This is a genomic window from Pseudoalteromonas sp. SCSIO 43201 (genome assembly GCF_023716725.1).
Lineage (GTDB): Bacteria > Pseudomonadota > Gammaproteobacteria > Enterobacterales > Alteromonadaceae > Pseudoalteromonas > Pseudoalteromonas peptidolytica.
Genome location: NZ_CP072683.1, coordinates 1,850,627 through 1,864,294 on the forward strand (window position 1 = coordinate 1,850,627; position 13,668 = coordinate 1,864,294).

At 41.6% G+C, this 13,668-nt stretch carries 12 protein-coding genes; 7 read left to right on the forward strand and 5 right to left on the reverse strand.

Translation table 11 applies throughout. The features are described from left to right. Positions 1 to 63: 63 nt before the first annotated feature. From fldA to J8Z24_RS08025, 4 genes are all read right to left on the reverse strand, one after another. Complete coding sequence (gene fldA / locus J8Z24_RS08010; RefSeq protein WP_125251413.1) at positions 64 to 591, reverse strand: flavodoxin FldA; 528 nt, start codon at positions 589 to 591, stop codon at positions 64 to 66. 14 nt (positions 592 to 605) lie between these two features. Further along, positions 606 to 884: a LexA regulated protein gene (gene ybfE, locus J8Z24_RS08015; RefSeq protein WP_010372698.1), complete on the reverse strand. Its 279-nt coding sequence runs from the start codon at positions 882 to 884 to the stop codon at positions 606 to 608. Then, on the reverse strand, positions 884 to 1,105 hold the full coding sequence (locus tag J8Z24_RS08020) for a DUF2788 domain-containing protein (RefSeq protein WP_010372701.1): 222 nt from the start codon (positions 1,103 to 1,105) through the stop codon (positions 884 to 886). The genes ybfE and J8Z24_RS08020 overlap by 1 nt, the downstream gene beginning before the upstream one ends. Before the next feature lie 86 nt (positions 1,106 to 1,191). Beyond that, positions 1,192 to 1,959 carry an alpha/beta fold hydrolase gene (locus tag J8Z24_RS08025; protein ID WP_176031707.1) on the reverse strand — a complete coding sequence of 256 codons (768 nt, stop codon included), beginning with the start codon at positions 1,957 to 1,959 and terminating at the stop codon, positions 1,192 to 1,194. A gap of 136 nt (positions 1,960 to 2,095) precedes the next feature. On the opposite strand from J8Z24_RS08025, the gene seqA reads away from it, so the two are divergent. From seqA to J8Z24_RS08060, 7 genes are all read left to right on the forward strand, one after another. After that, positions 2,096 to 2,644: a replication initiation negative regulator SeqA gene (gene seqA / locus J8Z24_RS08030; RefSeq protein ID WP_147389689.1), complete on the forward strand. Its 549-nt coding sequence runs from the start codon at positions 2,096 to 2,098 to the stop codon at positions 2,642 to 2,644. A 13-nt stretch (positions 2,645 to 2,657) separates the two neighbouring features. Beyond that, complete coding sequence (gene pgm, locus J8Z24_RS08035; RefSeq protein ID WP_147389691.1) at positions 2,658 to 4,295, forward strand: phosphoglucomutase (alpha-D-glucose-1,6-bisphosphate-dependent); 1,638 nt, start codon at positions 2,658 to 2,660, stop codon at positions 4,293 to 4,295. Positions 4,296 to 4,377: 82 nt separating this feature from the next. Continuing rightward, positions 4,378 to 5,412, forward strand: coding sequence for a succinylglutamate desuccinylase (gene astE / locus J8Z24_RS08040; protein ID WP_252095579.1), 1,035 nt, complete (start codon positions 4,378 to 4,380; stop codon positions 5,410 to 5,412). A 351-nt stretch (positions 5,413 to 5,763) separates the two neighbouring features. Next, positions 5,764 to 6,981, forward strand: coding sequence for a thiamine pyrophosphate-dependent dehydrogenase E1 component subunit alpha (locus J8Z24_RS08045; RefSeq protein ID WP_125251408.1), 1,218 nt, complete (start codon positions 5,764 to 5,766; stop codon positions 6,979 to 6,981). Further along, positions 6,981 to 7,958 (forward strand): alpha-ketoacid dehydrogenase subunit beta, encoded by a 978-nt coding sequence (locus J8Z24_RS08050; RefSeq protein ID WP_125251407.1) that lies wholly within the window; start codon positions 6,981 to 6,983, stop codon positions 7,956 to 7,958. Before J8Z24_RS08045 ends, J8Z24_RS08050 begins: the two co-directional genes overlap by 1 nt. A 9-nt stretch (positions 7,959 to 7,967) precedes the next feature. Continuing rightward, complete coding sequence (locus J8Z24_RS08055; protein ID WP_252095580.1) at positions 7,968 to 9,539, forward strand: dihydrolipoyllysine-residue acetyltransferase; 1,572 nt, start codon at positions 7,968 to 7,970, stop codon at positions 9,537 to 9,539. An 862-nt stretch (positions 9,540 to 10,401) separates the two neighbouring features. Next, the gene (locus J8Z24_RS08060; protein ID WP_147389697.1) at positions 10,402 to 13,350 is read left to right on the forward strand and encodes a TonB-dependent receptor domain-containing protein; all 2,949 of its coding nucleotides are present in this window, start codon (positions 10,402 to 10,404) and stop codon (positions 13,348 to 13,350) included. Positions 13,351 to 13,417: 67 nt separating this feature from the next. Here J8Z24_RS08060 and J8Z24_RS08065 read toward each other — a convergent pair whose 3' ends face one another. Then, positions 13,418 to 13,666 (reverse strand): DUF3862 domain-containing protein, encoded by a 249-nt coding sequence (locus tag J8Z24_RS08065; RefSeq protein ID WP_128729666.1) that lies wholly within the window; start codon positions 13,664 to 13,666, stop codon positions 13,418 to 13,420. Positions 13,667 to 13,668: the final 2 nt, after the last annotated feature.

Genomic DNA, 13,668 nt, shown 5'->3' on the forward strand with positions numbered 1-13,668 from the left:
TCAATATTCACGACGCTAAACCTAAGAATAACTTGCTAGGGCAACAAGTGCAAAGCAAATGGATTAATCTTCCAACTCGCTTAGGCACATTTCATCGTATACTTGCGCACACCATTGTTTAACACGCTGCTCTGTCAACTCAGGCTGACGATCTTCATCAATACCAAGGCCAACAAATTTACCGTCTTCTACAACAGCTTTAGATGCTTCAAAATCGTAGCCGTCAGTTGACCAATGGCCAATCACAATAGCGCCACGCTCGGAAACGATGTCGTTGATCATACCCATTGCATCAAGGAAGTACTCGGCATAATCTTCCTGATCACCACAACCGAAGATAGCGACTAGCTTACCTTCAAAATCAATTTCTTCTAACTCAGGGAAAAAGTCATCCCAATCACACTGTGCTTCACCGTAGTACCAAGTCGGGATCCCAAAAAGGAGTAAATCAAATTCAGCAATTTCCTCTTTACTGCTCTTTGCAATGTCCTTTACGTCTACCAGTTTTTTGCCCAGCTCTTTTTGAATCATTTTAGCAACGTGTTCAGTGTTACCAGTATCGCTGCCGAAAAAAATACCTACGCTTGCCATTAATTGCTTACCTTCTATCTATTAACCGCTAACTTTTCTTGTAAGATGGTCTCTATGAGTGCACTTCGACTAATGTTTTGCGACTCAGCCATATCACTTAGCGCTTGATATAACTCTGATGAAACCTTAAATTCTACTCTTTTTAGACCACGAGCACGATCTCTTTTTATTTGATTGCGCTTGTTAACCTTTAACTGCACTTCTCGAGGAAGCGGGTTTGTCTTCGGACGCCCGGGACGTTTTTCATTTTCAAATAAGTCAATGGTCGTTCTATCTGTCTCCGCTTTGGCCATTATCCCACACCTGCGCCTTGCCAAAATACTTGGATCAGACCTTTAGCGATAAAACCTGAACAGCCTAGAAACAGTACGAGCCATACAATATAACGTCCGAACTTTGGTACATCGCCTTTTTTCAGTACGTCTTGAATTGCCATACCGATGAAAAAGAATATACCTGCTAGCGCAAACCATAGCCCTAGCGTTTCAAATTCATTTATAAATTGACTGACCATCTGAGCTCTACTCAATATTTAAACGGCGGCTACTATATCACAATCTACATGCATAAATTAAGTTTATAACGGCAAATCGATTTGTTTTATTGAATAAAATCAATAATTGAACGATTTACCGCATCTGGTTTTTCTGCATGTAGCCAGTGGCCTGCACCTTGTATTATTTTTGCTCGGGCGTTAGGAAAGAGACGCGCGATGCTATCTTTATGTTCTGGAAGGATATAATCTGAATTATTCCCTTTGATAAACAAAGTATCGCACAAACAAGAATGAGATTCATTAATGTTGTCTGTTATTGTGTCGTACTTTTCGGTAATTACATCTAAATTAAAGCGCCATGCAAGCTGTCCAGCTTCATTTTTAGCTAAGCTTTTGAGCAAGAACTGACGTACGCCTGGGGTGTCTATATAGGTAGACATAATGCCATCTGCTTCGCTGCGGCTAGATACTTGGCGTTGTTGTACTTCATTTAATGCGGCAATAATTGCATCATGTCGAGAGTGATAAGCTACAGGGGCGATGTCTAAAACAACCAATTTATCAACTTGCTCAGCAAATAACTGTGCAAACTGCATGGCGACTTTTCCCCCCATAGAGTGACCAACGAGGTGGACTTTGTCTAGCTTTAACTCGTCAAGCAGTATTTTGATGTCATTGGCCATCACAGGATAGGACATATCAGCATCGTGAAATGACCGGCCATGATTTCGCAAATCGACATTGATCACATTAAAATTCGATGCGAGTGCTCTTGCGACGACGTTTAAATTTTCAAGGGACCCAAACAGCCCATGTATAATGATAACGGCAGGGTTTGTTGCGTCACCAGTTTGTTGGTAGTTTACCAGCATGCTTCCTCCAAATTTGCGGGTAATTGTGACATTGAAGAGGAAAAATGCAAAGCCATAGAGTAATAAGCTAAATTTGGATATACTACGTGACAATTGAAATGAGTTGCTCCTAATTAGCATAGATGACAGGAAACGCATGAAAAAGATAGAAATAGATGACGAGCTATATCAATACATTGCAAGTAATACTCAAAGTATTGGAGAAAGTGCTTCGCAAATCTTACGTCGTTTATTAAAACTTAATTCTGGGACAGAATCCAAACCCAACTTACAGCAGGAAGAAGAGCAGGCTCAAACAGCAGAAAAAGAGGCTCAACCAAAAGTGCAAAGCCAGCCTGCAAAACCAGCTGCAAATGTCTTTAATATTCTAAATAAAGAAGAATTAGCGATGCAAAAGGGAGTTGTAGGGCGCTTTTTATTTATACTTTCAGCGCTACATCGCACCCACAAATCTGAGTTTAACAACGTGCTCGAAATTAAAGGTCGAGATCGGATTTATTTTGCAACCAGTAAAGAAGCTTTGCTTGAAAGCGGCAGCAGTATGAATCCAAAAAATATTGTTGATAGTGAATACTGGGTAATGACAAACTCGAATACAACGAGAAAGAAAATGATGCTTCATGAAGTAGCTAAGGTGTTAGGTTACACAGATGAAGCTGCCGAAAAAATCAGAGACTACCTATAAGTAAGGAAATCTTATGGCGATCCATCCGCAAGCAGGTAAGAAGGTAACGCAAGAGCAGTTAGTTAATATTCCTAAGCTGGTTTCTTCATACTATTTGAATGAACCTGATTTAGAAATACATCCGGAGCATTGTGTTGCTTTTGGCACCAGTGGCCACCGAGGTTGTTCACTTCATTTCAAATTTAATGAGTCACACATTCTAGCCGTGACTCAAGCTATTTGTGACTTCCGTAAAAATAACAATATCTTTGGCCCACTGTTTTTAGGTAAAGACACACATGCTTTATCGGAAGCTGCTTTTAATTCGGCTATCGAAGTGTTAGTGGCAAATGAAGTGCAGGTGATCACGCAAGAAAATGATGATTATACGCCGACTCCTGTTATCAGCCATGCAATTGTATCGCACAACTTAACACACCCTCATGAGCTTGCTGATGGTATTGTCGTGACGCCATCACATAATCCGCCAGAAGATGGAGGCTTTAAGTACAATCCACCGAATGGTGGCCCAGCAGACACCGATGTCACAAAGTGGATTGAAGATAGAGCAAATCAATTATTACAAGAAGACCTGGTTGAAGTAGAGTTATTTCCGTTTGCAAAGGCCAAGCGTTCAGGGTTTATAAAATATGAAGATCTGATCACCCCCTATGTTGCGGACTTAGGCAATATTATTGATATGGAGGCGATAGCCAAGGCAGGAGTCAATATAGGTGTAGATCCACTTGGCGGCTCAGGCATTAACTTTTGGCCGGTGATTGCTAAGCACTACGGGTTGAATCTTAGCGTAGTAAATAATGTAGTTGACCCCAGTTTCGCATTTATGCCTCTTGATAAAGACGGCAAAGTGCGTATGGACTGCTCATCACCCTATGCGATGGCCAATTTGATAGCGTTAAAAGATGACTATGATATTGGTATTGGTAACGATCCAGACTTCGACAGGCATGGTATTGTCACGCCAGATGGTCTGATGAACCCAAACCACTTTTTAGCGGTGGCAATTGATTATCTGATCAAGCACAGAACTTGGAATAGCTCGATAAAAATTGGCAAAACTTTGGTATCTAGCGCCATGATTGACAAAGTGTGTGGTGCAAATGGTCGTGAAGTTTACGAAGTGCCTGTTGGGTTTAAGTGGTTTGTAAGTGGGCTTGCAACAGGGGAACTAGCGTTTGGTGGTGAAGAGAGTGCAGGCGCTGCTTTTCTGAGAAAAGATGGTACTACTTGGTGTACAGACAAAGATGGCTTTATCATGGGGTTACTCGCGGCGGAAATTTTAGCCGTAACCGGAAAATCACCATCTGAGCATTATTTGGCATTTGAGCAAGCATTTGGCGCGCCGGTGTATAAACGCATTGATGCACCAGCGAGCAGTGAGCAAAAAGCAAAGTTAAAGGGATTGAGCGCAGATAACATCAAAGCAGATACGTTAGCAGGTGATAAGATTACTCAGGTGTTAACTAATGCACCTGGTAATGGTGCTGCGATTGGTGGTCTAAAAGTCGTCACCGAAAACGGCTGGTTTGCGGCGCGGCCATCGGGCACTGAAGATATTTACAAGATTTATCTTGAATCATTTAAAGGTGATTCACACCTTGCTGAGTTGGAGCAAGCGGCAAAAGCGCTTGTGGATTCGGTAATTAGTTAATAATAAAACTTCTGAAGCCATACAGTTTGTATGGCTTTTTTGTATCCCAGTAAGGGCTACTCAACAAGATCAATTTGGAATTATGACGTACTTAGCAGAATTAAAACAAAACGGTGACTTTCTTACACTCACAAGAAATAACGAATTTACTCTAGAACCTGTCAGTTTCACATTAAACAATGGCACCTTAGTTGAAGTGCTCGATACCGGTGTGATCCAGTTTACTCCAGTGGGTGAAACGACAAAAGACATCGTACTGTCTAGCGCTGTGCACGGAAACGAAACAGCACCGATAGAGATATGTGACGAGCTTATCCAACATATTATCACTGGTAAGCTGACGTTAGCGCAGCGTGTGCTGTTTATTTTCGGTAACCCGAAATCCATAAACATTGGCCAGCGCTTTGTCGATGAGAATTTAAACCGCTTATTTAACGGCGCACATAATCAAGAAATAGATAACCCCGAAAAGGTTAGAGCGCAAAAACTAGAGGGATACGTTCGAGCCTTCTTTGAAAAAGGTGGAAGCGAGCGCTACCGATGTCATTACGATCTTCATACTGCTATTCGGGGTTCGAAAAACGAAAAGTTTGCAGTATACCCCTTCTTACATGGTAAGCCGTGGAAGAAATCACAGCTGCAATTTTTATTGTCATGCGGTGTCAACACCGTGTTAATGATGCGCTCGGCGGCAACGACATTTAGTTACTTTTCTTCTTACCAGTTTGGGGCCGACGCATTTACCATCGAACTTGGGCAGGTAAAACCATTTGGTGAAAATAATATGGCGAGCTTTGCAAAAACCAAAGAAACGCTAAAAGCATTAATTAGCCAAAAAAATGTAGAATATAAAGAATTTAATGCAGATGAGTTTGAGTTATTTATGGTACACCGTACTATCAATCGGACACAGCCTGAATTTTCTTTCCCATTCTCTGATTCTGCGGTGAATTTTACTGGATTTGCGAAAGGCGAACTATTGGCTACTGACGGAGAACAACAATACTTTGCAGAGGTCGACGGTGAGGCAATTATCTTCCCTAATGCCAATGTTGCACTGGGTCAACGTGCATTATTAACGGTAGTACCATTAGAAGTGGATGAAAACTTTATATAAATCAATAATGTAAAAATAAGCCTTCCATCGTATCGAAATCTTTCCAAAAACATTGATGTATTTTGGCGGTTATTCATCTAGGATTAGTTGAATAACCGTTTACGTTAACGTAAAGTTGAATAGCTTTAATTTAATTTACTTACTTAAATCGCAAATATTATTCAGTCTTTGATAAGTTGTTAGACCAGTTACTCACGCTAACCACAAAAGTCATTAAGACCAATTAACACAATCATAAATGCGAGGTGAGTTATGGCTCTTTTCGTCTTACATCAGCTGTACTCTGGTTGTATGTGAGGGGGCAGGGGTTGAGCTCAGTAAGTTTGTTATGACAACAAGAGAAGGTAGGTTATGACTAACCCCAATAATATATCCTTAAATATCAGCCATGCGCTGGAATTTATAGATGGTCATGCACTCAATATCCCTACATTAAAGATTTTAAGTGACCAAGGCGATGTTTTAGACGGTGCAACAGCACCAGAAATTGATAAAGAAACGGCATTAAGAATATATTCCACAATGCGTTTTATTCGTTTACTTGACGAGCGTATGCAAGGTGCTCAGCGTCAAGGGCGTATTAGCTTCTATATGCAGTGTCTTGGCGAAGAAGCAGCCGTTACGGCAAGTGCCGCAGCGCTAAAAGAAGATGACATGATCATGGCTCAATACCGTGAACAAGCCGCAATCCATTATCGTGGTTTTTCATTAGAAGAGTTCATGAATCAGCTATTCTCCAATGAGAAAGATTTAGGTAAAGGTCGTCAAATGCCTGTGCACTACGGATCCAAGGCATTGCATTATTTGACAATCTCATCGCCTTTAGGTACCCAGATCCCGCAGGCTACCGGTTATGCTTATGGCCAAAAGCTGAAGCATATTGATAAAGAGACCGGGGAGTTAACGTCTGAAATAGAAAACGTTACTATTTGCTACTTTGGCGAAGGAGCCGCGTCTGAAGGTGATTTTCACGCAGGTCTAAATATGGCGGCTGTGCATGGCTCACCCGTCATTTTTTATGCTCGCAACAACGGCTATGCTATCTCCACACCAGCGGATGAACAATTTAAAGGCGACGGTATCGCTGCTCGTGGTGTTGGATATGGAATTAAAACGATTCGAGTAGATGGTGCTGACGCTCTTGCAGTATATGCTGCGACACAAGCCGCGCGTAAAATTGCTGTAGAAAATGGTGAGCCTGTGATGATCGAATCTATCGCATATCGTTTGGGTGCTCATTCTACTTCTGATGATCCTTCTGGTTATCGTACAAAAGATGAAGAAGCTGAGTTTAAAAACAGCTGTCCGGTAAATCGGTTTAAGCAATGGCTCCTAAAGCAAGACTGGCTGGATGAAGCGCAGGATGATCTCGAAAAAGAAAAGATCCGCGAAGATATTCTAGCAGCGTTAAAGGTAGCAGAAAAAGTACAAAAACCTGCGCTAGAAGATTTGGTTTCTGATGTCTATGACACCCCAATTCCATCATTACAAAAACAATATGAAGAATTGAAGGCACATATTAAAACCTATCCTGACGCATATCCAGTTACCGCAGGGAGAATAAAATAATGGCTAAAATGAACATGTTACACGCCATTAATTCGGCGTTAGATATCACCATGGCAGAGCACCCACAGGCTTGTATTTTTGGTGAAGATGTTGGCTACTTTGGCGGTGTATTTCGTGCAACTTCTGGTCTACAAGAAAAGTATGGTAAGCACCGTGTTTTTAATACGCCGTTGACCGAACAAGGTATTTTGGGCTTTGCCAATGGCCTAGCGGCATTTGGTGCTCCTGCACTTGCTGAGATCCAGTTTGCTGATTATATCTTTCCTGCGTTTGATCAGATAGTAAACGAGTCTGCAAAATTCCGTTACCGCTCGGGTAATGAGTTCAATGTAGGTAACCTAACGGTTCGCACGCCATACGGTGGCGGAATTGCAGGTGGCTTATATCACTCACAATCACCAGAAGCTTATTTTGCCCATACACCTGGTCTTAAGATTGTCGTGCCTCGTAACCCTTACCAAGCTAAAGGCTTACTACGTGCTGCGATTAAAGACGATAACCCGGTTATTTTCTTTGAGCCGAAGCGCTTGTATCGAGCGTCTGTTGGTGAAGTACCAGAAGAAGATTACAGCATTGAGCTTGGCAAGGCGGAAGTCATAGAGGAAGGATCGGATATTACGCTTCTTGCTTGGGGTGCGCAAATGGAGATCATCGAACAAGCAGCGCAAAAAGCAGCAGAGGCAGGTATTAGCTGTGAAATAATCGACTTAAGAAGCATTCTTCCTTGGGATGTTGAGACGGTAGCAAAATCAGTAATCAAAACCGGCCGTTTAGTTGTGAGCCACGAAGCGCCAATTACTAATGGTTTTGGTGCAGAAATCGCGGCTACCATTCAAAAAGAGTGTTTTTTACATTTAGAGTCGCCAATTGAGCGGGTTTGTGGATTAGATACGCCATATCCTTTAGCACTGGAAAAAGAATATGTGCCAGATGCACTTAAAGTGTTTGCTGCTATTAAACGTTCTATGGAGTTTTAAGGATAAGTTATGGCTAAAGAATTTATCTTACCCGATATTGGTGAAGGCATTGTAGAGTGCGAAATCGTTGAATGGTTAGTGGCTGTTGGTGACGAGGTAAAAGAAGATCAACCAATTTGCGATGTCATGACTGACAAGGCACTAGTGCAGATCCCAGCGGTACATGATGGTGTGATCACAAAGCTACATTACGAAAAAGGCGAAATTGCGAAAGTGCACGAACCTTTGTTTGCAATGGACGTTGCTGGCGAGCAAACATCACCAGCGGAGCAGTCGGCACCTCAGTCTTCATCAGGCACTTCAACAAACTCAGTATTAGAGGATTTTATTCTACCAGATATTGGTGAGGGAATCGTTGAGTGCGAGATTGTTGAATGGCTTGTCGCCGAGGGCGATGAAATCAAAGAAGACCAAGCCGTTTGCGACGTGATGACGGACAAAGCACTGGTGCAAATCCCTGCAAAATACGACGGTATTGTGGAAAAGTTACATTACCAAAAAGGTGAGATTGCACAGGTACATAGCCCATTATTTCAGATGAGGTTGGCATCATCACATGCTGGAAAATCAGATGATCCAGTGGCGGACATCCACAAGCCCAAAGAAAGCAAAGAGCAATCTGCGACGGTAACTGGTGATGCGACGCGAAGTCTTCCAAAAAATGGTAAAGCGATTGCTTCGCCAGCAGTGCGCCGAAAGGCACGTGAAGTAGGCGTTGACCTGTGTGAAGTGCCCGGTTCTGGTAAAAACGGTCGTGTATACAAAGAGGACATCGAGCATTTCCTTGAGCACGGCGTTAATCTTGATACGGCCAAATCTGAGTCAAGTAAAGCAGCACCAGTTGAAACGCCAAAGCCGCTGTCTACCTCAGAAGGTGGAACAAGAGTTGAACCTCTGCGCGGTATGAAAGCCGCAATGGCAAAACAGATGGTGGCTTCGGTATCGACTATCCCGCATTTTACATATTGTGATGAGATTGATCTGACGGATTTAATTGCACTGCGTGGAACCTTAAAAGAGCAATATGCTAAACAAGGTATCAAGCTGACGATGATGCCATTTTTTATCAAGGCGTTATCACTTGCAATCAACGAGTTCCCTATCTTAAATGCAAAAGTAAATGATGATTGCACCGAAGTAACTTACTTCGATGACCACAATATTGGTATGGCTGTAGATAGTAAACTGGGTTTATTGGTGCCGAATATTAAATCATGCCAAAACAAGTCTATTGTGGACGTCGCCCAATCAGTTACTGAGTTGACTGAGGCGGCTAGGGAAGGGCGAGTATCTCCTGATTCACTTAAAGGCGGTACTATCTCTATCTCTAACATAGGCGCAATTGGTGGTACGGTCGCTACACCTATTATTAATAAACCTGAAGTTGCTATTGTTGCACTTGGTAAGGTTCAGCAGCTACCGCGCTTTGATGCCAAAGGGAATGTGGTTGCACGTTCAATTATGCAGGTAAGTTGGTCTGGTGACCACCGTATTATTGATGGTGGTACAATTGCGCGATTCAATAATTTGTGGAAGTCCTTCCTAGAGGAGCCAGCTAAAATGATGATGGCAATGCGCTGATCTTTGTTTTTGCTAGTTTCTACTTGTTGCAAAGGGTCATTATGACCCTTTTTTATTGGCTATCGGTTGATCATTTGTAGCTCTAGAAAGTATAAACTGTCATCATATACCGGTAAGTAATTCTCACGTCATAAAAGATAAGCTATAAAAACAAGCGGATATTAACCTCCATAAGCGCCCGCAGTATCGATGTTTCTGTCAGTTATAACTGCCTTCTTCGGCGCTAAGTTAGTCTGAAGTTGGCTCGCAGCCTGTGCAGTTTCAATACTCATGAATTATATCAGATAGAGTCACCCCGAGCGCGATTATATATCTCAGCCCGTTACTCAATCGTTTACTAGCGGTTTAGTTCGAGTGAAAAATTTGCAGTAGAAAATTTTTAGTGATCCATTGGAAACTTTTTATCGAGAACAGTGTGAAGTAGATTGTTTCTAAAAATAAAACAATTTCTATATCTCATAAAATAGAGTTTAATCCATATTTCAACTTGTTTAGATTTTACCGAATAGGTTTAAGGTCTGGCTATGTCTTAATCAGCCAAAATTATCATTCATAATTAAGCACTTCTATAGCTAGCTCTACAAATTTGACAGTTTGTTAATTTTTACATTTTTACTACAGGCTCTGTGGTGTTTTTAAAAATATCCATTTATTTCATGTGATTAGAAATAGCTCCCATTTTGGTTAATTTGTTTTGATAAGTTTACGGAAGTGAGCGTATATGACACAAAATGTGAGAAAGTGTGCTTTTATTTTGTTTTCAAAAAAGGTAAAAAGAAAGGGTTAGTTTGGTTGTTACCAAGTCTAAACATCGCAAAAACATTATTTAAAATAATAATTAATATCAACAAAGGGAAATTCGATGTTTGCTAAAAATAAAATTCTTAGCTCAATTCAAATGTCTTTTCTTGCTGCGGCAACGTTGTCTGGAACGGCATTAGCCGAGCAGAATGATAACGAAGCCAAGGAGCTTGAAAGAATTCAGATCACAGGTTCGCGTATTGCGCGGTATGAGCTTACTCAGCCTTCACCTACTATTACTTTAACAGGTGAGCAAATCGAACAAGCTGGTATACCTGATTTAGCACAGGTGCTTTCAGAGCTACCAGCAATTGGTGCGACAGGTACGTTAAGAGCTAACACTGGTAGCAGTGAAAATGCGGGTTCAAGTACAATCGACTTACGCCGTTTAGGTACAGATAGAACACTGGTACTTGTAAATGGTAAGCGTCACGTTGCAGGTCAGCAAGGCTCGGCCGTAGTTGATTTATCTACAATCCCAACATCAATGATTAAACGTGTTGAGGTTATCACAGGTGGTGCTTCTGCGATTTACGGTTCTGATGCGGTATCTGGTGTAGTAAACATTATTACCAGAGATGACTTTGAAGGGCTTGAACTAAAAGTTGGCTATAGTGACTCACTGCACGGTATTGGTAATAAAAACAAGACATTTAGCTTAGTGGGCGGCGCATCTACAGCAGACGGTAGAGGTAACGCTACAGTATATATTACTAAGGATTCTGTTGCTGAAGTAATGGAGCGTGATATGCGCCATTATACTGAAAGTAGCATTGCTGATAATCCAGCAGATACTGGAGAAGATGATGGTATTCCTGATAAGGTGTGGGCACCAAATGTCCTATCAGAGTGGATCAGTCAGACTGCGGTTTTAGATTATAATAGAACGAATTACACTTTTGATAACGCAGGCAACGGTCAATTAATGCCTACGAGAGATTTGTCTAATTCGCAAGCTTTTGGTAGTTTTCCTGATGGCTGTGAGCTATGTTTTTCAACATCAAGATATGAAAACTTCCTTCCAGAGCGTGACAAGGTCACAGTAGGGTCGTTCTTTAACTACGAAATCAATGACAACGTTAAGTTTTACTCAGATGTAAAATACGTGCGCTCTGATATTACTCAGCAGGCTCAGCCAGCGTATCGTTTTGGTGATGGTGATACCGTTAACTTATTAGAAAACCCTTTTGTATCGCAAGAAACACTAGACTTCTTCAAGGCTAAAGCGGCGCAAAATGATAAGGTTAACCTAGAAGAAATAAGTATAAATAAGTTTTTTGACGAGATCGGTAACCGAGAAGCTAGAAATAAACGCGAAACATTTAGACTTGTTTCAGGTGTTAAAGGTGATTTTACCATCAGTGACACCCTGTTTGACTATGATGTCTATTACTCTTATGGGCGTACGGAAAATGACCGAATTCAAGCTAATGATCTAATTATAGGTAATTGGGTTGCGGCATTAGATGCAGTGATCAACCCCAAGACTGGTCAAGCAGACTGCCGCGCAAATGTACCATCTATGCAAGGTGACGACTATTCAAGCCCTGCAACCGTTGATGTGAAAAACTGTGTACCGTATAACCCATTTGGTTATGATCAAGTTTCTGATGAGGCGAAAGCTTGGGTGAGTGCTAACGTAACTCGCCAAGATACAATCAAACAAAGATACTTTGGTGGTTCATTGTCATTTGATAGTGCTGAGTGGTTTGAGTTGCCTGGTGGTGCAATGGGAATGGCACTTGGCTATGAAAAACGATGGGAATCATCTGGTTCAGTTACCGACGAATTAACCAAATCAGGTGCATTGAATGAGGTTGCTACACCAGATACATATGGTGAATATGATGTGTCAGAGTGGTTTGTAGAAGTAAACCTACCAATTCTATCAGATGCTTTCTTAGCACATGATTTAAGTATTGACGGTGCGTTTAGACGAGCAGACTACTCACATGCAGGTGAAGTTGATGCGTGGAAGGTTGGCTTTATGTGGTCACCTATTGAAGGGTATAGTCTTCGTGGTACCTACAGTGAAGCGGTACGAGCACCAAACGTAACCGAAGCATTCTCACCTCGTAGCCCTGATTTTGCTCGTGTTTGGGATCCATGTGATAAATCAAGACTGGGAAATAACCCGAATCGTGCAGCAAACTGTGCGGCACTTGGTATACCAGCGGATCATGTCGGTCAAGATAATGCCAGTAAACGGGTAATCCTTGGTGGAAATCCAAACTTGACAACGGAAGAATCTACTTCATTTACAGTCGGGTTTGTTGCAACAGCGTTTGAAGACTTTTCATTTAGTATCGATTACTACGATATTGAAATTGAAGATGCGATTCAGTCAATTAAACCTCAAGCAGTCGTGAATAACTGTGTTGATGGTCCAGCACTTGACCCTATTTACTGCTCGCAAATTACACGAAATCCAAACAACAACTCTGTTACGTTTGTTGAGTCTGGTTACCAGAATACCGCAAAACGCGTTTTATCGGGCGTAGAGGCTGACTTTAGCTATAATCTTGATCTTGCTGATTTCTCGCTTCCGGGTGAAACTAAGTTTAACCTATTTGTAAACCATGTGTTTGAGTATGATACTTACGCGTTCCAAAATAACCCTGATAAGCCAGATCGTCAGGATGGAGAGCTAGGTGATCCATCGTGGCAAGCAACCTTCAGAGCAACATATAGTCTCGATGATTTATCAGTGACTTGGAGCAGCCGCTTTATCGATAGATCTGCTATCATTGACTTGAAAGAAACGTATACGGTGGATGGTAAAAAAGAAGGCGATACGCCTGAAGATGCTGCTTACCCGTATGCACCAAGCACGGTATATCATGATTTATCAGCTCGTTACTTAGCAACAGACGATCTTTCCGTTGAGCTAGGTGTGCGTAACATTTTTGATAAACTTCTACCTGAGTATGTCGGCGGTTCTGGGGTGGACTCAGCAATTTATGACCCGTGGGGAAGAAGAGCATTTGTTAACTTCACCTACAATTTCTAAGTTGAAGCATTAACAAAAAAAGGCCACTTTGATGTGGCCTTATTTTTTCACTGAAAAGGGGTTACCTTTACTCAATCCCTTTTTTTGAATACAGCGTTACTTTATCTGAAAGCAGTGTAACTTTGATATGTTTATCGTCACTTCCCCAAATACAGTTAGTGTGAAGTGTTTTTTCTTCACAGTTATCTGCTGAACCGAGAATTTGCTCTAGTTCAGTTTTGTCCATACCAACTTCTAGTTTATTGTAGTTTTCAACGGTTACTTTAGAACAGCCTGTAAGGCCGAGTAATATCGATGCAAGTACTATTTTTTTCATTA